The organism is Enterobacter sp. KB-280D8, from assembly GCF_041399405.1.
Lineage (GTDB): Bacteria > Pseudomonadota > Gammaproteobacteria > Enterobacterales > Enterobacteriaceae > Enterobacter > Enterobacter cloacae_N.
This window is the reverse complement of the sequence record NZ_JBGKEC010000003.1, coordinates 58,481-78,484: the sequence shown is the minus strand read 5'-3', so window position 1 is coordinate 78,484 and position 20,004 is coordinate 58,481. Positions and strand designations below refer to the sequence as shown.

General features: G+C 56.3%; 20 protein-coding genes. 5 read left to right on the top strand and 15 right to left on the bottom strand.

Translation table 11 applies throughout. The annotated features are described in order from the left end of the window. The first annotated feature begins 56 nt into the window (after window positions 1-56). The 3 genes from gshA (at window position 57) to AB8818_RS10355 (ending at window position 3,089) form a co-directional block, all read left to right on the top strand. Entirely contained in the window at window positions 57-1,601 is a 1,545-nt protein-coding gene (gene gshA, locus AB8818_RS10365) for a glutamate--cysteine ligase (RefSeq protein ID WP_192984380.1), read from the top strand. Window positions 1,602-1,754: 153 nt separating this feature from the next. Then, window positions 1,755-2,270: an S-ribosylhomocysteine lyase gene (gene luxS, locus AB8818_RS10360; RefSeq protein ID WP_192984383.1), complete on the top strand. Its 516-nt coding sequence runs from the start codon at window positions 1,755-1,757 to the stop codon at window positions 2,268-2,270. A gap of 54 nt (window positions 2,271-2,324) precedes the next feature. Continuing rightward, window positions 2,325-3,089: a helix-turn-helix domain-containing protein gene (locus AB8818_RS10355; RefSeq protein ID WP_163330116.1), complete on the top strand. Its 765-nt coding sequence runs from the start codon at window positions 2,325-2,327 to the stop codon at window positions 3,087-3,089. Here the strand turns inward: AB8818_RS10355 and leuA are convergent. From leuA to AB8818_RS10290, 13 genes are all read right to left on the bottom strand, one after another. Beyond that, window positions 3,076-4,731, bottom strand: coding sequence for a 2-isopropylmalate synthase (gene leuA, locus AB8818_RS10350; RefSeq protein ID WP_192984386.1), 1,656 nt, complete (start codon window positions 4,729-4,731; stop codon window positions 3,076-3,078). The two genes, AB8818_RS10355 and leuA, sit on opposite strands and share 14 nt — an antisense overlap. Before the next feature lie 96 nt (window positions 4,732-4,827). Then, window positions 4,828-6,375 carry a multidrug efflux MFS transporter permease subunit EmrB gene (emrB, locus tag AB8818_RS10345; protein ID WP_163330118.1) on the bottom strand — a complete coding sequence of 516 codons (1,548 nt, stop codon included), beginning with the start codon at window positions 6,373-6,375 and terminating at the stop codon, window positions 4,828-4,830. A 16-nt stretch (window positions 6,376-6,391) separates the two neighbouring features. Then, window positions 6,392-7,564 (bottom strand): multidrug efflux MFS transporter periplasmic adaptor subunit EmrA, encoded by a 1,173-nt coding sequence (emrA, locus tag AB8818_RS10340; protein WP_061097297.1) that lies wholly within the window; start codon window positions 7,562-7,564, stop codon window positions 6,392-6,394. A 128-nt stretch (window positions 7,565-7,692) separates the two neighbouring features. Next, window positions 7,693-8,223: a transcriptional repressor MprA gene (gene mprA, locus AB8818_RS10335; protein ID WP_061099626.1), complete on the bottom strand. Its 531-nt coding sequence runs from the start codon at window positions 8,221-8,223 to the stop codon at window positions 7,693-7,695. A gap of 315 nt (window positions 8,224-8,538) precedes the next feature. Next, complete coding sequence (locus tag AB8818_RS10330) at window positions 8,539-9,723, bottom strand: MFS transporter (RefSeq protein ID WP_192984389.1); 1,185 nt, start codon at window positions 9,721-9,723, stop codon at window positions 8,539-8,541. A gap of 211 nt (window positions 9,724-9,934) precedes the next feature. Further along, a complete protein-coding gene (proX, locus tag AB8818_RS10325) occupies window positions 9,935-10,930 on the bottom strand; it encodes a glycine betaine/L-proline ABC transporter substrate-binding protein ProX (protein ID WP_139784221.1) in 996 nt (331 codons plus the stop codon). Window positions 10,931-10,939: 9 nt separating this feature from the next. After that, window positions 10,940-12,004 (bottom strand): glycine betaine/L-proline ABC transporter permease ProW, encoded by a 1,065-nt coding sequence (gene proW / locus AB8818_RS10320; RefSeq protein WP_119916181.1) that lies wholly within the window; start codon window positions 12,002-12,004, stop codon window positions 10,940-10,942. Further along, the gene (gene proV / locus AB8818_RS10315) at window positions 11,988-13,199 is read right to left on the bottom strand and encodes a glycine betaine/L-proline ABC transporter ATP-binding protein ProV (protein ID WP_192984391.1); all 1,212 of its coding nucleotides are present in this window, start codon (window positions 13,197-13,199) and stop codon (window positions 11,988-11,990) included. The genes proW and proV overlap by 17 nt, the downstream gene beginning before the upstream one ends. A gap of 331 nt (window positions 13,200-13,530) precedes the next feature. Next, window positions 13,531-14,490: a class 1b ribonucleoside-diphosphate reductase subunit beta gene (gene nrdF, locus AB8818_RS10310; RefSeq protein WP_163330121.1), complete on the bottom strand. Its 960-nt coding sequence runs from the start codon at window positions 14,488-14,490 to the stop codon at window positions 13,531-13,533. A 9-nt stretch (window positions 14,491-14,499) separates the two neighbouring features. Next, entirely contained in the window at window positions 14,500-16,644 is a 2,145-nt protein-coding gene (nrdE, locus tag AB8818_RS10305; protein ID WP_192984395.1) for a class 1b ribonucleoside-diphosphate reductase subunit alpha, read from the bottom strand. Next, a complete protein-coding gene (gene nrdI / locus AB8818_RS10300; RefSeq protein WP_192984398.1) occupies window positions 16,617-17,027 on the bottom strand; it encodes a class Ib ribonucleoside-diphosphate reductase assembly flavoprotein NrdI in 411 nt (136 codons plus the stop codon). Before nrdI ends, nrdE begins: the two co-directional genes overlap by 28 nt. After that, window positions 17,024-17,263: a glutaredoxin-like protein NrdH gene (gene nrdH, locus AB8818_RS10295; RefSeq protein ID WP_116343824.1), complete on the bottom strand. Its 240-nt coding sequence runs from the start codon at window positions 17,261-17,263 to the stop codon at window positions 17,024-17,026. The genes nrdI and nrdH overlap by 4 nt, the downstream gene beginning before the upstream one ends. A 243-nt stretch (window positions 17,264-17,506) precedes the next feature. Next, entirely contained in the window at window positions 17,507-17,833 is a 327-nt protein-coding gene (locus AB8818_RS10290; RefSeq protein WP_032642961.1) for a DUF883 domain-containing protein, read from the bottom strand. Between the two features lie 160 nt (window positions 17,834-17,993). Here AB8818_RS10290 and AB8818_RS10285 point away from each other — a divergent pair, with 160 nt between their 5' ends. Further along, window positions 17,994-18,338: a DUF2002 family protein gene (locus AB8818_RS10285; protein WP_023308923.1), complete on the top strand. Its 345-nt coding sequence runs from the start codon at window positions 17,994-17,996 to the stop codon at window positions 18,336-18,338. Window positions 18,339-18,370: 32 nt separating this feature from the next. On the opposite strand, the gene alaE is transcribed toward AB8818_RS10285, so the two are convergent. After that, window positions 18,371-18,820, bottom strand: coding sequence for an L-alanine exporter AlaE (gene alaE, locus AB8818_RS10280; protein WP_116343823.1), 450 nt, complete (start codon window positions 18,818-18,820; stop codon window positions 18,371-18,373). A 494-nt stretch (window positions 18,821-19,314) separates the two neighbouring features. Here alaE and stpA point away from each other — a divergent pair, with 494 nt between their 5' ends. Continuing rightward, window positions 19,315-19,719 carry a DNA-binding protein StpA gene (gene stpA / locus AB8818_RS10275; RefSeq protein WP_116343822.1) on the top strand — a complete coding sequence of 135 codons (405 nt, stop codon included), beginning with the start codon at window positions 19,315-19,317 and terminating at the stop codon, window positions 19,717-19,719. A 38-nt stretch (window positions 19,720-19,757) separates the two neighbouring features. On the opposite strand, the gene AB8818_RS10270 is transcribed toward stpA, so the two are convergent. Continuing rightward, the gene (locus tag AB8818_RS10270; RefSeq protein WP_116343821.1) at window positions 19,758-19,937 is read right to left on the bottom strand and encodes a hypothetical protein; all 180 of its coding nucleotides are present in this window, start codon (window positions 19,935-19,937) and stop codon (window positions 19,758-19,760) included. Window positions 19,938-20,004 lie beyond the last annotated feature (67 nt).

Here is a 20,004-nt window from a genome sequence, read left to right as displayed (position 1 = left end):
TCGTCAACCATTACAATTATGCTGAGTAACATTACTTTGACAGGCGGGAGGTCAAATTGATCCCGGACGTATCTCAGGCGCTGGCCTGGCTGGAAAACCACCCTCAGGCTCTGAAGGGTATTCAGCGTGGTCTTGAGCGTGAAACGCTGCGCGTTAACGCGGACGGTAGCTTAGCGACGACGGGTCACCCGAAGGCGTTAGGCTCGGCGCTGACACATAAATGGATCACAACCGATTTCGCTGAAGCGCTGCTGGAGTTCATTACGCCGGTGGACGGCGATATCGATCATATGCTGACGATCCTGCGCGATATCCATCGCTACACCGCGCGCAATCTTGGCGATGAGCGCATGTGGCCGCTCAGCATGCCGTGCTATATCGAGCAGGGCCAGGAGATTGAGCTGGCGCAGTACGGCACGTCAAACATTGGCCGGCTGAAAACGCTCTATCGCGAAGGTCTGAAAAATCGCTACGGCGCACTCATGCAGACTATCTCTGGCGTGCACTACAATTTCTCTTTGCCGATGGCGTTCTGGCAGGCGAAGGGGGGAGAAACGGATAAAGAAGCGATCTCCGCCGGTTATTTCCGTCTGATCCGCAACTATTACCGTTTCGGCTGGGTGATTCCGTATCTGTTTGGCGCGTCGCCCGCCATTTGCTCATCGTTCCTGCAGGGGAAACCGACCACGCTGCCGTTCGAAAAGACGGAGTGCGGAATGTACTATCTCCCGTACGCGACTTCTCTGCGCATGAGCGATCTGGGCTATACCAATAAATCGCAAAGCAATCTCGGTATTACGTTTAACGAATTGCACGAATATGTGGCAGGATTGAAGCGGGCGATCAAAACCCCGTCGGAAGAGTACGCGAAAATCGGCCTCGAAAAAGACGGAAAGCGCCTGCAAATCAACAGTAACGTATTGCAGATTGAAAACGAACTGTATGCGCCAATTCGTCCGAAGCGCGTGACGCGCAGCGGAGAAACGCCGTCGGATGCGCTGCAGCGCGGCGGCATTGAATACATTGAAGTGCGCTCGCTGGACATCAACCCGTTCTCACCGATTGGCGTTGACGAGCAGCAGGTTCGCTTCCTGGATCTGTTTATGGTCTGGTGCGCGCTGGCGGATGCGCCGGAAATGAGTTCAGACGAATTGCTTTGTACGCGCACGAACTGGAACCGCGTGATTCTGGAAGGGCGCAAGCCTGGCCTGACGTTAGGCATTGGCTGCGAAACGGCGCAGTTCCCGCTGGCTAAGGTGGGTAAAGATCTGTTCCACGACCTGAAGCGTGTTGCCCGGACAATGGACAGCATCGATGGCGGCGACGCTTATCAACAGATCTGCGACCAGCTGGTGGAAAGTTTTGATAATCCGGAACTGACGTTCTCTGCGCGCATTCTGCGTTCTATGATTGATCAGGGCATTGGCGGCACGGGGCGTTCACTCTCAGCGGAGTACCGTGAGATGCTGATGCAGGAGCCGTTAGAAGTGCTGAGCGAAGCGGATTTTGTCGCGGAGCGCGAGGCGTCCGTTGTGCGTCAGAAAGAGGTTGAAGCGGCGGATACCGAGTCGTTTGAGGCGTTTCTGGCGAAGCAGGCTTAAGCAGAAAAGAAAAAGGCCACATCGCTGTGGCCAAAATATACATCTCTGAATTCAGGGATGATGATAACAAATGCGCGTCTTTCATATACTCAGACGCGCGTTCTGTAGAAGAGTTCAGTTTATTTTAAAAAAAATCACTATCGGAGGTGACGTATGCCGTTATTAGATAGCTTTACTGTCGACCATACCCGTATGGAAGCACCTGCAGTCCGCGTGGCGAAGACCATGCATACCCCGCACGGCGACACGATCACCGTCTTCGATCTGCGCTTCTGCGTGCCGAATAAAGAAGTGATGCCGGAGAAAGGCATTCACACTCTGGAACACCTGTTCGCCGGTTTCATGCGTGACCACCTGAACGGCAACGGCGTTGAGATCATCGACATTTCTCCGATGGGCTGCCGTACCGGCTTTTACATGAGCCTGATTGGTCAGCCGGAAGAGAAACGCGTCGCCAATGCGTGGAAAGCGGCCATGGAAGACGTGCTGAAGGTGAAAGAGCAGAACCAGATCCCTGAGCTGAACGTTTACCAGTGCGGAACTTACCAGATGCACTCTCTGGAAGAAGCGCAGGACATCGCCCGTCACATCATCGAGCGTGACGTTCGCGTGAACAGCAACGAAGAGCTGGCCCTGCCAAAAGAAAAACTGCAGGAGCTGCACATCTAGTGCACCTTTTCCCTCTCCCACCGGGAGAGGGTAGGGTGAGGGTGGTTTAACCCCATGACCACAACCTCTACGTTCTCCTTTACCCATCGTCCCCTCGTTCCGTTTGCCCATGATTACGTTCATGGCGACAGCGAGCCGTGGCACGAGCACGACTGCGCACAGCTGCTGCACAGCCTGACGGGCGTCGTGCGGGTCGATACGGCATCAGGTTGTTGGGTTGTTCCTCCCGGGCGCGGCGTCTGGCTACCGGCGGGAACACAGCACTCGCTTCGCATCACCGGCAACGTTGCAGCGCGAACGCTGTTTGTCGATCCGCTGGCGCGGGCCGATCTCCCGGCCACCTGCCAGATCGTGCAGATCGCGCCGCTGTTGCGCGAGCTTATCCTCGTCTCCCTTACTTTACCTGAATCGTACTCACCGGGAAGCCGGGATGAGCGCGTCTATGAGCTCATTCTGGATGAAATTCGCACTATGCCGGTGCTGCCGTTTCACCTGCCGGAGCCGGAAAGTGAGGCGTTACGCCAGCTGTGTCGGCAGGTCCGTCAGTCACCAGGTGAAAGCTGGAGCGGTCAACAGAGCGCGAGCCTGCTCGGCATGAGCGAGCGTACCCTGAACCGCCATTTTCAGCAGCAGACGGGATTAAGCTACGGCGAGTGGTTGAGAAGGGCGCGTCTGCTGGAAGCCTTAGTGCGGCTGGCGCAGGGCCAGCCGGTATTACGCGTGGCGCTGGATCTGGGGTACGGCAGCCACAGCGCCTTTACGGCAATGTTCCGCCGGGTGATGGGCCTTTCACCCAGCGATTACTTTAAGAACGACTAACCGCGTTAAACAGAGCCTGAAGCGACGCGCGCGCCACGTCGCTGTCAATGCCCACGCCCCAGCTGCTGGTGCCGTCCTGGAACAGGCAGCGAATATAGGCCACCGAGCGGCTGTCGCTGCGTTCACCCAGCGTATGCTCGTGATAATCCTTAATCACAAACGGCGCGTTGACCCAGCGGCTTAAACCCTGAGCGGCAGCGGAGAGCAGCCCGTTACCCTGACCCTCCAGCTGACGGGTTCCCCTCTGCGTGACGACGCTTGCCGTCAGCCGCAGCTGGCCATCCTGCTGGCCGTCACTGCGGTAGGATTGCAGCGCAAACTGCGGCGTGGTCACCAGCCCGTAGCGGGTGCGGAACAGCTGCCAAAGCGCGTTCTGCGTCATCTCTTTTCCGTGGCGGTCGGTTTCCTGCTGCACGTGCTGGCTGAAATCCTGCTGCAGGGCGCGGGGCAGTTTCAGCCCATGATTTTGCTCGATAAGCCACGCGCTGCCGCTTTTTCCTGACTGGCTGTTCACGCGGATCACCGCTTCGTAGGTGCAGCCGATATCCTGTGGATCGACGGGCAGATAGGGCATCTCCCAGCGATCGCCAGGCCTGCGGGCATCAAAGCCTTTCTTGATGGCATCCTGGTGCGAGCCGGAGAAAGCAGTATAGGCCAGCCGTCCTGCCCACGGATGGCGCGGGTGCACCGGCAGCTGATTGCAGGTTTCCACGGTTTCCACCACCCGGTTCATGTCGCTGAAATCCAGATTCGGGCTAATGCCCTGGCTGTAGAGGTTCATCGCCAGCGTCACCAGACAGACGTTACCCGTGCGTTCACCGTTGCCGAACAGGCAGCCCTCCACGCGGTCCGCGCCCGCCATTACGGCCAGCTCGGCGCTGGCAACGCCGGTACCTCGGTCGTTATGCGGATGCACGCTAATGCAGACGTCGCGGCGGCGGCTGAAGTGGCGACAGAAATACTCAATTTGGTCGGCATAGACGTTTGGCGTGCTGACCTCGACGGTGGCGGGTAAGTTGATAATCATCGGACGTGCATCGCACGGCTGCCAGATCTCCGCCACGGCTTCACAAATCTCCAGCGCAAACTCCGGCTCGGTAAAGCAGAAGGTTTCCGGGGAGTACTCGTACTGCCAGCAGGTATCCGGGTTCTCTTCGCACAGCTGGCGGATAAGGCGCGTGGCGCGCGTGGCCAGCTCGACGATCTGCGCTTTCTCCATGCCGAATACCAGGCGGCGGAACAGCGGGGCGGTGGCGTTATACAGGTGGATGGTCGCCTGCTTCGCGCCACGCAGGGATTCGAAAGTGCGATGAATGAGATCTTCCCGCGCCTGAGTTAACACCTGAATCGTGACGTCATCCGGGATGCGGTTCTCTTCGATCAGCTGGCGCACAAAGTTGAAGTCGGTCTGCGAGGCGGACGGGAAGGCCACCTCTATTTCTTTAAACCCGCAGCCCAGCAGCAGGTCCCAGAACTGCAGCTTGCGCGCGCTGTCCATCGGCTCGGCAAGCGCCTGGTTGCCGTCGCGTAAGTCGGTCGAGAGCCAGCGCGGCGCGCGAGTGATGCGTTGCTCCGGCCAGCGACGGTCGGGCAATGAAACGGTGGGATAGGGTTGGTATTTGTCGGCGGGTGTGTTCAGCATGATGCGCTCCTGTTGTCTTTTCACTATCGTGAATTGATTTCAGGAGCGCTGCTTTATCGAAACTGACAATCGCTGTCGCGTTCTGGACAACGCGAATTAGTGCGCGCCACCGCCGCCGCTACCGGCGCCAAACGGCGGTTTAGCAAACCACACCAGCCCCAGCAGGACGATGAAGATCCCCGCCGATATCCAGAAAATCTCGTTCGCCGAGATAATCAGCCCCTGGTTAGTGATCTGCTGGGCAATCCAGCCGGAGGCCTGCTGCTCCGTCATCCCCATCCCCTCTAGCTGGCTGTACATCTGCTGAGCGTTAGGGTTGAACGGGTTCACCGCTTCGGTCAGCTGGGCATGGTGCATCGATTCACGGTTGGTCCACAGCGTGGTGGTGATCGACGTCCCGATAGAGCCCGCCAGCGTACGGGTGAAGTTCGACAGGCTCGATGCCGCCGCCATGCGCTCGGGCGGCAAGCCGGAGAGCGTAATGGTGGTCAGCGGCATAAAGAAGCACGCCACGGCAAAGCCCTGAATGAACTGCGGCCACGCGGAAGCGCCAAAGTCCATTCCCGGTTCGAACGTATACGCGCGCCAGTAGAAGCACACGGCGTACATAATGAAGCTGAACGTCACCAGCCTGCGCATATCGAGCTTATGGGCAAAGCGGCCAATAATCGGCGACAGCAGAACCGGTATTAACCCGACAGGTGCAGACGCCAGCCCCGCCCAGGTCGCGGTATAACCGTACACCTCCTGCAGTAGCTGCGGCAGCAGAACAATCGCGCCGAAGTAGAGCATATAGGCGAGGCTGATACACAGACAGCCGATGGTGAAGTTTCGCGATTTGAAGAGCGAGAGATCGACTATCGGGTTATCGTCCGTCAGCTCCCAGACAATCAGGAAGCTAATGGCGACCACGGCGACCACCGTCAGCACGATGATTTCCGTAGAGGCAAACCAGTCCAGCTCTTTACCGCGGTCGAGCATGATCTGCAGGCTACCGATGCCGACAACCAGCAGCGCCAGCCCGATGCCGTCAATGCGCCGCTGTTCGGTCCGCGTTTCGCGACCGCGCAGAGACTGCAGCGTCATCAGCACCACCAGCGCACCGATGGGCACGTTGATGAAGAAGATCCAGCCCCAGTGGTAGTTATCGCTGATATAGCCGCCGAGGATAGGCCCGCAAATCGGCGCGACAATCACGGTCATCGACCACAGCGCCAGCGCGATGGAGCGTTTGGCAGGCGGATAGTTGTTCAGCAGCAAACTCTGGGACAGCGGGATCAGCGGCCCGGCGACAATCCCCTGAATGACGCGGAAGAAGATCAGCATCGTCAGGCTGCTGGACATGCCGCACGCCCAGGAGGCCAGCACGAACAGGATTGTCGACCAGAGGAACAGCTTCACCTCACCGACGCGCTTCGCCAGCCAGCCGGTGATCGGAATGGAGATGGCGTTTGCCACCCCAAACGAGGTAATGACCCAGGTCCCCTGGCTCAGCGACGAGCCAAGGTTACCGGCGATCGTTGGGATCGCCACGTTTGCGATGGTGGAGTCCAGCACCTGCATGAATGTCGCCAGCGACAGCGCGATGGTCATAATGACCAGCTGCGCGCCTTCCAGCGGTTTTTGCGGCTTTTGCTGTTGCATAACGCTCACCTTCGGATTAACCGGCGTTTGCCTTCACGATGTCATCGATCAGCTTGTTGACCGGATCGAGGCTAATTTCACGGGCGTTACTTTCATAAGCCGGCGTGCTTCGCACCTGGCTTGCGAGGATTTGACCGTCGCGGTTGGCGGTATCGACCGTCACAAGCGTTGAGAGGCCGATACGCAGCGGGTGATCCGCCAGCTGTTTGGCATCCAGTTCGATACGCACGGGCAGACGCTGAACCACTTTGATCCAGTTACCGGTGGCGTTCTGCGCAGGCAGCAGGGAGAAGGCGCTGCCGGTCCCCATATCCAGGCCAACCACTTTCCCGGTGTACTTCACGTCATCGCCGTAGATGTCGCTGACGACCGTCGCGGTCTGGCCGATACGCATATGGGCAAGCTGCGTCTCTTTAAAGTTAGCGTCTACCCACAGGTTGTCCGCCGGCACGACCGCCATCAGCGGCGTGGTTGGGCTAATCTGCGCTCCTGGCTGGACGGAACGGCGGGAGACGTAACCGGTCATCGGGCTGACGATTTTAGTACGCTGCAGGGCAAGCCACGCGTTGCGCACTTCGGTCGCTGCCTGCTGCACGGCGGGCTGGTTTTCCAGGCTGGTGCCGAGCACCATCGCCTGGTTGGCGTTGTACTGCTGAATGGCCACGTCAAGCTGTGCCTGAGCGCTGGCAACCGCGTCGCGCGCGTGCTGCAGCTCTTCACGGCCAATCAGGTTGGCGGTGCCGAGCGGAACGCGGCGGTTCAGGTCGCTCTGCGCCTGCGCCAGCGCGGTTTTCTGCACGTCGATGTTGGCCTGCAGCTGCTTACTGTTGATCATCAGCTGGCGGGTCTGACGGACGCTGGAGGCCAGCGCGGTCTGGGCTTTCTCAAAGGCCTGCTGGGCATCGGTTGGATCGAGGGTCACCAACACATCGCCTTTTTGCACAAAGTCGGTATTGTCAGCCCAGACTTTCGTCACGCTGCCCGACACCTGCGCCATAATCTGTACCTGGTTCCCTGCCACGTATGCGTCGTCAGTCTCTTCTGCATGACGCAATACTAAAAACCAATAGATCCCATATGCCACGGCAATAATAATAAAGAGCAAGGTCAACAGAAGAAGGGCACTTTTACGTTTGCCTTTCTTGTTGGCCGGTTGCTGCGGGGTAGTGCTCTCCGCATTTGCGCTCATTGTTGTTCTCCACGATCTTCTTATTTTCACATCGGCTGAGCCGACCTGTTGTCAGAAAGGCCAGCAGTGTGACGTGCTGGCCTGTCGGTTTTCTTTTATAAATCTGGATTGTTGAGCGTGTCGTCGCGTTAGCGCAGCGCCTCAAGAACTGCGCCTTCTTCATCCATCTGGTCCAGACGGGTGAGCAGCTTGCGAGTGATGTGCTCAAGCTGGTCGCGCTCGGCGGTGCTGAGGGCAGACCAGAGTTTGTGCAGGCAATTGTGCTGAGGTGGCAGCACCTCACGCAGGAACTGGTGACCTTTATCGGTCAATTGCAGATGCAGGCAGCGGCGATCGTTATCGCTTTCACGGCGCTCAATCCAGCCGCGCTTTTCCAGCTCATCAGCAATACGGGTCGCATTGGTACGGGACGATCCCAGCGCGCAGCTCAGCTCAGAAGGCTGAATACTGTGGTTTTCCTGAGACTCCAGCGTAATCAACGCCATAAACAACGTCTCGTTAATCCCTTGAGCTTTCAGCATTTTATTACGATTTTCCAGCAGTTTACCCTGCATGTGCATGCACAGGCGGGTCAGCAGGATCTCCTGATACGGGAAGTCCTCATGACGACTGGCGCGGAATTTAAGCATTTGTTCAATGGGCGTAAACGAACTATCCATTTTGGGCATAACCTCATTAATTACAGCCGATATAGTAACGATGGTGACAAATAATGTAAATGGATTATTTGTGCGGTTATATCCGCCAAATGAATGCCACCATCAGAAAGCGCCGGGTAAGTCCGTGACCCGGTGAGCACAGAAAGCGTAGGGTATGAACCCGCTGAAGAGAGGATGTGAGGACGGGGGTCTGAACTATTCATGCCAATTGTAGATATGTCACCCACATTAAAATTTCTGGGATAAATGATTACGTTTACATTAACAGACTGCCGGGCCCCTTTACACCCTAAGAGGCCCAAAGCAATGTAAAACTTAGTGAATTGCTTCCTGACGATGGTAGCCGCGCCACCACACAACAAGGTTAAGCGCGGCGACGATTGCGCCAATTCCGCACACACCTGACCAGCCGGCGTGCTGCCATGCCGACGCTGAAATTAACGAACCTGCTGCCCCACCAATGAAGTAGCTGGTCATGTATCCGGCCGTGAGGCGGTTACGCGCCTCGGGCTTCACGCGGTAAATCACGGTCTGGTTGGTGATATGCACACCCTGTACGGTGAGATCCAGCACCAGAATACCGACGATCAGCGCCAGCACCGAGACGTGTCCATACCAGATAGCCGCCCAGGAGAGCAGGAGCAAAACCAGTCCGGCGGTCGTGGTGATATGCGATTTGCCTTTGTCGGCCAGCCCGCCTGCCGGGCGCGCGCCCAATGCACCGGCGGCACCGGCCAGGCCGAACAGACCAATCACCCCTTCTGAATAGTTAAACGGCGGTGCGGCGAGCAGAAATGCCATCGACGTCCAGAGAATGCTGAAGTTAGCGAAGGTTAGACACCCCAGCAGAGCGCGGGTGCGCAGCAGTTTATCCTGCGTGAACAGGCTAAACACGGAGGCCAGAAGCTGCGGGTAATTCAGGTGGTTCTCCTGCTTCACCTTCGGTAGCCCGCGCCACAGCGCCAGCGCCATCACCACCATCAATACGCTCGCCACCCAGTAAACGGTGCGCCAGCCGCCGAGGCTTGCCAGCAGCCCGGCAACGGTACGCGCCAGCAGGATCCCGAGCAGCAGGCCGCTCATGATAGTGCCCACTACCTTGCCGCGTTTTTCCGGGGAGGCGAGGGTTGCCGCGAGGGGCACCAGAATTTGCGCGACGACGGAAAACAGTCCCGTTAGCGCGGTGCCGACGATCATCATCGTCAGCGACTGGCTGCTGGCGGTGATCAACATGCCGCCTGCTGCCAGAAGCGTCATCGAAACAATCAGCATCCGGCGTTCAAACATATCACCGAGCGGCACCAGGAACAGCAGCCCGGCGGCGTAGCCAAGCTGTGCGGCGGTGACGATAAAGCCTGCCGAGCTGGCGGAAAGGTCAAACGCGCGGGCGATAGTATCGAGCAGAGGCTGCGCGTAATAGTTGCTGGCGACTGCCAGACCCGTTGCCACGGACATTAAAAGGATGAGTGCGGGACTAAGCCCCTGAGATGTTTTTGTCATGGGTTTCAGAAATCATTAGTTAAGTGATTATTTTTCCGGAAACTATAATAACCAATGATTGTGAATGTTGGGGGATTGTTATGTGTGTGTTTGTGCGGTTTGGGTTGGGTGCGGTTTGAGCCCCTCACCCCGGCCCTCTCCCCGATGGGGAGAGGGTGTATAAAGTCCCCTCTCCCCTTCGGGGAGAGGGTTAGGGTGAGGGGTGTTGTTTTTACTTCTGCGCTTCAAGCGCCTCTTTCACCCAGCCGTCAAACTGCTGCTGGTGAGCTTTGATCCAGCCGTCCACGTGGCCTTTCACATCCGCCTCAGAGGATTTGCCCGCGTGCATCATCGCATTCTGGGCGTTGATGTCCGCCAGCGGCAGCTTCATCACCGAGAACAGCTTCGCCGCCGCCGGGTTTTTCTCCGCCCAGGCTTTATTAGCCACGATATGCATGGTGTTCACCGGGAAGCCGTAGTTCATGCCGTTCGGCAGTTTGGTGTCGATATCTTTCTGCTCGCCCGGCAGGGAGGAGAACGGTACCTGCAGCCACACCACGTCTTTACCCGGCTTCAGCACGTCGCTCACCCAGTACGGTGTCCAGGTGTAGTAGATCACCGGTTTCCCCTCTTTAAAGCGGGCAATGGTGTCGGCCATCATCGCTGAATAGTTGCCGTGGCTCACGTCGACGGTTTTCGCCAGATCGAACGCTTTGTTCTGGTGGTTAATCACCGCCTCACAGCCCCAGCCCGGCGAGCAACCCATCATGTCGGCCTTGCCGTCACCGTTGGTGTCGAACAGTCTGGCGATCTTCGGATCTTTCAGCTGTTCAATATTGGTGATGTGATACTTATCGGCGGTTTTCTTGTCGATCAGATAACCCTGCGCCGCACCCGTCACGAAGGTCCCTTCGCGATAGAATTTCTTGTCGCCACCGGCGGCAGCATACATGTCGTCGTGCAGCGGCTGCCAGTTCACCGCGGTAAAGGTGGCGTCACCGGAGGCAATCGAGGTGTAGCCCACGTTGTAATCCACTTCGCTCGGCGTGTTGACCGTATAGCCCAGCTTCTCCAGCGCGCGGCTGACGATCAGGGTCTGGAAGCTCTCTTCCGAAATGGTGCTCTGCACCGGCTGCACGGTAATGCCTTTACCCGGCAGGTCAGCCGCAAACGCGCTGGTGGAGACAAGGGTGGCAAACGCTGTAGCAAAAAGTACGCTCTGTCGCATCGTTGTTCCTTATTTTGTAAATGGGCGGGTCAGTAACCCGACGGGGCCGGTGGTATACCAGCGACGGTTGCCGCGACTGCGTGAATCACGACCGACGGCCTGAGTCAGGCGATCGAGAATAATGGCGAGGATCACAATCCCGACGCCGCCAACGGTGGCCAGCCCCATGTCGAGACGGCCAATGCCGCGCAGCACCATCTGGCCCAGTCCGCCAACGGCGATCATCGAGGCGATCACCACCATCGACAGGGCCAGCATCAGCGTCTGGTTAACGCCTGCCATGATGGTCGGCATCGCCAGCGGGAGCTGAACCTTAAACAGCATCTGGCGCGGGCTGGCACCAAACGAGCGCGAGGCCTCAATCAGATCCGCAGGTACCTGGTTAATCCCCAGGATGGTCAGACGAATAATCGGCGGCAGGGCGAAGATAATGGTCACCACCACGCCCGGCACGTTACCGATGCCGAACAGCATCACGATAGGCACCAGATAGACGAAGGCCGGCGTGGTCTGCATTGCATCCAGCAGCGGACGAATAATCTTCGCGGCCCGCGGGCTGCGCGCCAGCCAGATCCCCATCGGTAGCCCGATGACGATGCAGAAGAGCAGGGCGGTCAGCACCAGCGCCAGCGTGATCATTGCCTGCGACCACGCGCCAATCGCGCCAATGGCAATCAGCGAAATCAGCGTGGCGATGCCCATCCCCGCGCTGCCGAACTGCCAGGCAATCAGGGAGAACAGGATAATGGCCACCGGCGCAGGCATGCCCAGCATCAGCTGCTGGAAGCCGTTCAGGATGTAGTCCACCGGGACGCGGATCCCCTGGAACACCGGACGGAAGTGCGTGACCACCCAGTCGATCCCCTCCGTAACCCAGCTGTCCAGCGGGATCAGGGTTTTATGGAACGGATCCATGATGTTGAAGTGTTCTGGCGCAGGCGCGGGCGCGCTGTTCAGCCAGTCCGCCGCGCCGCCACCGTCGGCAGGTGCAGGCGTGGAGCCCCATGCGTCGGCGGATTGCGCAGCGCTGTCCGCTGCCTCTGTGGTGCCCCACGGGTTAGTTTGATCGGTCATTGTTTGCCCCCTCGCGATCTAAAGCCTGCAGCAGCATCCGTTTGGAGATGATGCCGACGTACTGTTGTTCCTCACCCACGACCGGCACGGCGCACGGCGCCTGGCCCACGTGAGAGAGCAACTCGCTGAGCGGCGTTTCGGCGTCCACGGCAAGCGGAGCGTCAATTAACGCCGCATCGATCCCCTGATTTTCGCTAAGCGCGGTTTTCAGAGAGTCGATGGAGACAATGCCGACAAATTTATTGCCGCGTTCAACCAGATACCCGTATTCACGGTCTTCGTCCTGCAGCAGCTTAAGGGCGGAGCGCGGGCCGAAGCCTGGCGTTTTACGGATAATGCCGTTCGGCGTTCGGCGCGCAATATCTTTAGCGCTAAATACCTGGCTAATATCCACGCCGCGGAAGAAGGTTCGCACGTAATCATTCGCCGGATTATTCAGAATTTCATCCGGCGTGCCGACCTGCACCACCTCTCCGTTTTGCATAATGGCAATTCGGTCGCCAATACGCATGGCTTCGTCTAAATCGTGGGAAATAAAGACAATAGTTCGCTGATGTCTGGCCTGTAATTTTACCAGCTCATCCTGCATCTCGGTGCGAATTAACGGATCGAGGGCTGAGAAGGCTTCATCCATTAATAATATGTCTGGATTAATGGCCAACGCGCGGGCTAATCCCACGCGCTGACGCATACCGCCGGAAAGTTCATCCGGATACGCGTGAGCATAATTCTCAAGCCCCACCTGACGCAGGGCATCAAGGGCTTTTTCCTGACGTTCCTGAGCGGGCGTGCCGGCTAATTCCATGCCAAAGGCGGTATTATCCAGCACCGTCATGTGCGGCATCAGCGCGAATGACTGAAACACCATTGCGATCTTCTTTCTGCGCACCTCGCGAAGCTCGGCGTCTGATATTCTGGCGATATCCACGCCGTCAATCAGCACCTGCCCGCGGGTGGGTTCAATCAGGCGATTGAGAAGGCGAACCATAGTGGATTTACCCGAACCGGATAACCCCATGATGACAAAAATCTCGCCTTCTTCAATGGCCAGACTGGCGTCTTTAACGCCAAGCGATAGCCCGGTTTTTTCCAGAATTTGCTCTTTCGAAAGGCCTTTCTCAATATATTTGAATGCGCGCTGCGGGTGCTCGCCAAATACTTTATTAAGATTTTTCACTTCTAATTTAATTGCCATGCAATAGAGAGTGTCCTGTTATTTGTTTATGTCGATATGATTACCATGGTAAATTGTTAACGGGCATAACCCTAACATACTCAGAATCTGAGACAACCCTGGGTTTGCTTATGACGTGAATTTTCAGGTAAGCGAAGCGGCTGAATTTCCCATGAATAAAGGGCTGAGGGCGGTTTGAATTTTTCTCATTTTTTTGCTGCGGCATCAGGAAATTTCGCCTGAATCGGTGTGATTCAGGCGAATATGACGGGGAAATTACAGTTTAGATGTTTTGTAAATATTAGAGAGAGAATTGTTGGGTTTATATTAAATTAACGAACGTTAGCGTTCATTAAAAATCCCAGTCTTCATCCTCGGTTTCCACCGCCTTGCCCATCACATACGATGAGCCGGATCCCGAGAAGAAATCGTGGTTTTCATCGGCATTCGGCGACAGCGCCGCCAGGATCGCCGGGTTCACCTCCGCCATCTCCGGCGGGAACAGCGCGTCGTAACCAAGGTTCATCAGCGCTTTGTTCGCGTTGTAGCAGAGAAACGCTTTTACGTCCTCTTCCCAGCCCGTTCCGGCGTACAATTCTTCGGTATAGCTCAGTTCGTTGTCGTACAGATCCATCAGCAAATCGAGCGCAAAACCTTTGAGCTCCTCGCGTTTCTCCGGACTGACTTTCTCCAGCCCTTTCTGGTATTTATAGCCGATGTAATACCCGTGAACCGCCTCGTCACGAATGATGAGCCGAATCAAATCGGCGGTGTTGGTGAGCTTGCCCCGGCTCGACCAGTACATGGGCAGCCAGAAGCCGGAATAGAAGAGGAAGGATTCCAGGAACACGCTGGCGATCTTCTTCTTCAGCGGCTCGTCGGCGCGGTAATATTTCAGCACCAGCTCCGCCTTTCGCTGCAACGACTCGCTCTCTTCACTCCAGGCGTAGGCCGCGTCCACGTCTTTGGTCTGGCACAGCGTGGAGAAAATCGAGCTGTAGGAGCGGGCATGTACCGCTTCCATAAAGCTGATGTTCGACATCACCGCCTCTTCGTGCGGCGTCAGCGCGTCGCTCATCAATGCGGGGGCACCCACAGTATTCTGGATGGTGTCCAGCAGCGTCAGGCCGGTAAAGACGCGGATCGTCAGCTGCTGCTCGGCGTGGCTCAGCGTCTGCCAGGCCGGAATATCGTTTGAGAGCGGCACCTTTTCCGGCAGCCAGAAGTTGCTGGTCAGGCGGTTCCACACCTCCAGGTCTTTATCATCCTGGATTTTATTCCAGTTAACGGCACTCACGCGTGACAGTTTCATCCTTTCTCCTTACAGCGCGCAGGACACGCAGCCTTCGATTTCGGTACCTTCCAGCGCAAGCTGGCGCAGGCGAATGTAGTAGAGCGTTTTGATGCCTTTCTTCCAGGCGTAGATCTGCGCTCTGTTGATATCCCGCGTGGTGGCGGTGTCCGGGAAGAAGAGCGTCAGCGACAGCCCCTGATCCACGTGCTTTGTCGCTTCGGCGTAGGTATCGATGATTTTTTCCGGGCCGATCTCATACGCATCCTGGTAAAGCGCCAGGTTCTCGTTGGTCATAAACGGGGCGGGGTAGTAAACGCGCCCGGTTTTGCCTTCCTTACGAATTTCAATTTTCGACACGATCGGGTGAATGCTCGACGTGGCGTGGTTGATGTAGGAAATCGAACCGGTTGGCGGCACGGCCTGCAGGTTCTGGTTGTAGATGCCGTAGCGCATCACGTCGTCACGCAGCTGCTGCCACATCTCTCGCGTCGGCAGGGTAATCCCCGCGCGGGCGAACAGTTCGCGCACTTTTTCGGTTTTTGGCTGCCAGTCGCCTTCCAGATACTGGCTGAAATACGCCCCGCTGGCATAGCGCGACTGCTCAAAGCCTGCGAACCGCTGGCTGCGCTCGCGCGCCAGCATCATCGAGGTGTGCAGCGCGTGCCAGGTGACGGTGTAGAAATAGAGGTTGGTGAAATCCAGCCCTTCCGGACTGCCGTAGGCGATACCTTCCCGCGCCAGATAACCGTGCAGGTTCATCTGCCCCAGGCCAATGGCATGCGATGCGGCGTTACCCGCCTCGATGGAGGGCACGCTGCGAATGTGGCTCATGTCTGAGACCGCCGTCAGCCCGCGAATGGCGGTCTCCACCGTGCGGCCAAAATCCGGCGAATCCATGGTGTGAGCAATATTGAGCGACCCGAGGTTGCAGGAGATATCTTTGCCGATTTCCGCATAGTCCAGGTTCTCGTCGTAGGCTGACGCGCTGTTGACCTGCAAGATCTCCGAGCACAGGTTGCTCATGTTGATACGCCCGGCGATCGGGTTGGCACGGTTCACCGTGTCCTCGAACATGATGTACGGATAACCGGACTCAAACTGAATTTCGGCCAGCGTCTGGAAGAAATCGCGGGCGTTGATGTATTTTTTACGAATGCGCTCGTCGGCCACCAGCTCGTCGTACAGCTCGCTGATGGCCACGTCGCCAAACGCTTTGCCGTAAATACGCTCAATATCATAGGGCGAGAAGAGCGCCATCTCGGCATTCTCTTTAGCCAGTTTAAAAGTAATATCCGGGATCACCACGCCGAGCGACAGGGTTTTGATGCGGATTTTTTCGTCGGCGTTTTCGCGTTTGGTATCGAGAAAACGCAGAATGTCCGGGTGATGCGCATGCAGGTAAACCGCCCCCGCGCCCTGACGCGCGCCAAGCTGGTTGGCATAGGAGAACGCGTCTTCCAGCATCTTCATCACCGGGATTACCCCGGAGGACTGGTTTTCGATGCGCTTGATCGGCGCACCCGCTTCACGCAGGTTCGAGAGCAGAAACGCCACGCCGCCGCCGCGTTTGGAAAGCTGCAGCGCCGAGTTCACCGCGCGACCAATCGACTCCATATTGTCCTCGATGCGCAGGAGGAAGCAGGAGACCAGCTCGCCGCGCTGGGCTTTACCGCAGTTGAGAAACGTCGGCGTGGCGGGCTGGAAGCGGCCGGAGAGGATCTCCTCCATCAGCCTTTCGGCCAGCGCTTCGTCGCCCTGGGCCAGCGTCAGCGCCACCATCACGGTGCGATCTTCAAAGCTTTCCAGGTAGCGTTTGCCGTCGAAGGTTTTCAGGGTGTAGCTGGTGTAATACTTCCACGCGCCGAGGAAGGTCTGGAAACGAAAACCGCTGGCATGGGCGCGCTCAAACAGCTTCACCACGAAAGCGCGGTTATAGCGGGCCAGCACGCGCTCCTCGTAATAACCTTCGTTAACCAGATAGTCGAGACGTTCCTGCTGGCTGCCAAAAGCGACGCTGTTCGGACGGACGTGGGCGGCGAAAAAGGCTTCTACCGCCTCGCGATCTTTGCCAAACTGAATGCGCCCCTCCCGGTCATAGAGGTTAAGCATAGCGTTTAATGCGTGGTAGTCCGGCGTTGCCTGAATTACCCGTTCTGCGGTTGTCGTTGCCAAAATTCGTTCACTCCTTTACGCACGTTTTCTACGTCCTGCTGTGTCCCCATCAGCTCGAAACGATAGAGATACGGCACGCCGCATTTTTGAGAGATGACATCCCCGGCGCGGCCATACGCATCGCCGAAATTACGATTGCCTGCCGCGATCACGCCCCGAATCAGCTCCCGGTTATGAGGATCGTTCAGAAAGCGGATCACCTGGCGAGGCACAGCTCCCGCCGTACCGCCCCCGCCATAGCTGGGCACCACCAGAATGTAAGGTTCGTCTACCTGAATACGCTCCCGCTCGTTGAGCGGAATACGCACCGCAGGCAGCCCAAGGCGCTCAATAAAGCGGAGCGTGTTTTCCGAGCTGCTGGAAAAGTAGACCAGCCTGCTCATGCACGCGTGGCCTGAGCGCTCAGGCGGTTAATCATGTCCGGGCGAAAGCCAGACCAGCTGGTGTCACCGGCAACCACCACCGGAAGCTGACGAAATCCCTGCGCGCGCAGGGTATCGGCGGCCTCGGGCTGCTGGTCGATATTAACCATCTCAAACGCCACGCCGCGGCTCTCCATCGCCCGTTTGGTGGCGTGGCACTGAACACAGTCATTACGAGTGTAAATAATAATGCTCATGATTCGCATTTCCATTTAGAATGAGAAAAGGGCGCGAGTTAACGCGTCAGGTAGTGTGTGTCTTTCTAAAGGGAATACTAGATGTAGTTGAGATAAGATTCAACCATACAAGATATGGGAAATTCAGATTGATGTTGCCCTGATGATGAGCACAGCGGGGCAGGGCTGGCTGTACGGGTTTTTCGGGTGTGAAGTCAAGGAAAAGCCCCGGCACCACAGGCTACCGGGGCGGATAAGTCAGACTTACTTACGCAGGCTGAGCAGGGCACCGACAAAGATGCCGACCGCCGCGACGGTTCCCAGCGTACAAAGTGGTTTTTCACGTACGAAGGTCGTAGCGCAGCTTGCCATATCGCAGGCCGCCTGTGTGGCGCGTGAACGTCCGTTCATGCGGGCGCGGGTTTCACGGAGCAGAGACTGAGCCTTACGTTTTGCGGCATCCGCTTCGTCCTTCGCGTCAGTACCCCAGGACTTCAGCACCTCTTCCAGCGTGTCCGCTAATTGGCTGACATCATTACGAATATCCTGAGCGTCGTCGTTAATATCGTTTCGGTTCGGTCTGTTAAACATACGATCCTCCGTAATTTTGTGTTCCTGATGAGTTTAGTTCAGAAATTTAATATCTGAAGCGCATCACGCGTTATCCGGCAGTTTATGGACTATTCTGAAAGCCCTGCTAATGCTGAATACTGTAAGGTTGCCGGGCAGGAAAAGATAACGAGGAAAAGATATGTATTTACGACCTGACGAGGTGGCACGCGTTCTTGAAAAAGAGGGATTCACCATGGATGAGGTGACGCCAAAAGCGTATGGATATCGCCGAGGCGAGAATTATGTGTATGTTAATCGTGAAGCCAGGATGGGACGTACCGCACTCATTATTCACCCGACGCTGAAAGACAGAAGTCTGTCATTTGCTGAACCTGCCTCGGATATTAAAACCTGCGATCATTATCAGCAATTTCCGCTCTATTTAGGCGGTGAACGGCATGAGCATTATGGTATTCCGCACGGTTTCAGCTCGCGTATGGCGCTGGAGCGGTTTCTTAAGGGACTGTTTGGCGACGTACAGTAAATCTGCGACTGGCATTCGCCAGTCGCTTCACATTACGCTTTTACCTGGCTGTACTGGCTGACTTTGAACAGACGGCGGCAGTAGTCGAGAAAATAGCCGTATACCGCACCCATCAGCATTGATACCACGATATTCGAACTGACCGCTGCGGCGATCTGGTGCCAGTCCGCGCCCACCGTCAGCAAAATAGCCACGTAGACCGGAGACTGGAACGTGACGTACGCCAGTACGTCGGCAAGGTTTTTCATCCAGCCCGCCGGGCTGATACGACGCGAGAAGCGCATGACGGCATCGCGGTATAGCCCGTAAGGCCATGCGATAATAATATTGACCGGGATCGCCACCAGGCGAGAAGAAAGTGACTGCTCGAAGGTCATTCCGGAGAGGAATATTTCGATCAGCATGTTCACGACGGAACAGTAAACAACCATCGCGAAAGTATCCGCCACCGCGTGGCGCAGGCGAGATTGCGGCGAGAACATGTCTGAACTCCTTGAGAAGAACATGGTGGAAACGATTTTCCTGCAGCGGTTAGTGCTTTAGGTTGGTTTGCTTGAGGTGTATAGAGTATATCTCTGACTTTGAACTAACAACTAGTGATTAATTTTTATTTAATCACCTTTTGTCCACAAAATTCTCTAAAATTGTGTGATTTTTACTCTGTTCGTTATAATCTATCTCGTTTGATAATTTTTATAATTCAATCAATGAGTTAGCTTTACTTCTGGCGCGGGTGAACATCACCGTTATGGTAGCGGCGCAATATGCTGTGATTCGGATTAAAGTTGACCATTTATATGGATGCAGTGATTAGATTCGCCTCTGCCCTGACTGCATCCTGTTCTAATATTAACAGCGTGATTTAGTTATATTTACAATTATGCCCATACGGTCCTTTGGGTAGATATTTCAACTCAAATGAATTATTCTGTCGGCGATTTATCTATTTACCCCAAAGAAAAGGTTTTCAAATAATATGTCTTTGACGTTACAGAATCTTAATAATATCCGAACCCTGCGCGCGATGGCGCGTGAATTATCCCTGGACGTTCTTGAGGAAATGCTGGAAAAGGTCAGGGTCGTTACTGAAGAGAAACGCAGCGAGCTGGCAGAATTAGAGCAGCAGCGTGCCGAGCAGCAGGAAAAAATTAATGCCCTGCTTGAGCTGATGAAAGCCGATGGTATTTCCCCCTCCGATCTGCTGGGTTCAGAACTGGCGCAGGCGGGTAAACCGGCTAAAAAGCGTAAACCGCGTGAAGCGAAATATCGCTTTATTGACCAGAACGGTGAAGAGAAAACGTGGACCGGCCAGGGCCGCACGCCGAAGCCTATTGCCAGCGCGCTGGCAGAGGGTAAATCACTGGATGATTTTCTGATCTAATACGTGGACCGGGCGGAACATGCCGCCCGGTTGTCTGTTCAGCAGACGCCGAAATCACCTTCCTCGGTATACGGCGCCAGCTCGGCCGCTTTCAGCGTATATTTTTCACCTTGTTCATTGCTGGCCTGTACCGCTACAACGCTTTCACCGTTCACTTCGAGCACCTTCAGTTTCGGGCCGCCTTTAAGCGGTTGCACATAATCACCGACAGAAAACATATAACCTCCTCATCGTTTTAGCGATCTTCACCTTAGTCCACGTCCGGCACCGGGTACAGCGTAATTC

What these genes read in the sequence shown, in the direction of transcription:
- luxS (WP_192984383.1), top strand. Translation starts at nt 1,755, where the DNA reads ATGCCGTTATTAGATAGCTTTACTGTCGACCATACCCGTATGGAAGCA.
- AB8818_RS10355 (WP_163330116.1), top strand. Translation starts at nt 2,325, where the DNA reads ATGACCACAACCTCTACGTTCTCCTTTACCCATCGTCCCCTCGTTCCG.
- leuA (WP_192984386.1), bottom strand. Translation starts at nt 4,731, where the DNA reads ATGCTGAACACACCCGCCGACAAATACCAACCCTATCCCACCGTTTCA.
- emrB (WP_163330118.1), bottom strand. Translation starts at nt 6,375, where the DNA reads ATGCAACAGCAAAAGCCGCAAAAACCGCTGGAAGGCGCGCAGCTGGTC.
- emrA (WP_061097297.1), bottom strand. Translation starts at nt 7,564, where the DNA reads ATGAGCGCAAATGCGGAGAGCACTACCCCGCAGCAACCGGCCAACAAG.
- mprA (WP_061099626.1), bottom strand. Translation starts at nt 8,223, where the DNA reads ATGGATAGTTCGTTTACGCCCATTGAACAAATGCTTAAATTCCGCGCC.
- AB8818_RS10330 (WP_192984389.1), bottom strand. Translation starts at nt 9,723, where the DNA reads ATGACAAAAACATCTCAGGGGCTTAGTCCCGCACTCATCCTTTTAATG.
- proX (WP_139784221.1), bottom strand. Translation starts at nt 10,930, where the DNA reads ATGCGACAGAGCGTACTTTTTGCTACAGCGTTTGCCACCCTTGTCTCC.
- proW (WP_119916181.1), bottom strand. Translation starts at nt 12,004, where the DNA reads ATGACCGATCAAACTAACCCGTGGGGCACCACAGAGGCAGCGGACAGC.
- proV (WP_192984391.1), bottom strand. Translation starts at nt 13,199, where the DNA reads ATGGCAATTAAATTAGAAGTGAAAAATCTTAATAAAGTATTTGGCGAG.
- nrdF (WP_163330121.1), bottom strand. Translation starts at nt 14,490, where the DNA reads ATGAAACTGTCACGCGTGAGTGCCGTTAACTGGAATAAAATCCAGGAT.
- nrdI (WP_192984398.1), bottom strand. Translation starts at nt 17,027, where the DNA reads ATGAGCAGGCTGGTCTACTTTTCCAGCAGCTCGGAAAACACGCTCCGC.
- nrdH (WP_116343824.1), bottom strand. Translation starts at nt 17,263, where the DNA reads ATGAGCATTATTATTTACACTCGTAATGACTGTGTTCAGTGCCACGCC.
- AB8818_RS10290 (WP_032642961.1), bottom strand. Translation starts at nt 17,833, where the DNA reads ATGTTTAACAGACCGAACCGAAACGATATTAACGACGACGCTCAGGAT.
- AB8818_RS10285 (WP_023308923.1), top strand. Translation starts at nt 17,994, where the DNA reads ATGTATTTACGACCTGACGAGGTGGCACGCGTTCTTGAAAAAGAGGGA.
- alaE (WP_116343823.1), bottom strand. Translation starts at nt 18,820, where the DNA reads ATGTTCTCGCCGCAATCTCGCCTGCGCCACGCGGTGGCGGATACTTTC.
- stpA (WP_116343822.1), top strand. Translation starts at nt 19,315, where the DNA reads ATGTCTTTGACGTTACAGAATCTTAATAATATCCGAACCCTGCGCGCG.
- AB8818_RS10270 (WP_116343821.1), bottom strand. Translation starts at nt 19,937, where the DNA reads ATGTTTTCTGTCGGTGATTATGTGCAACCGCTTAAAGGCGGCCCGAAA.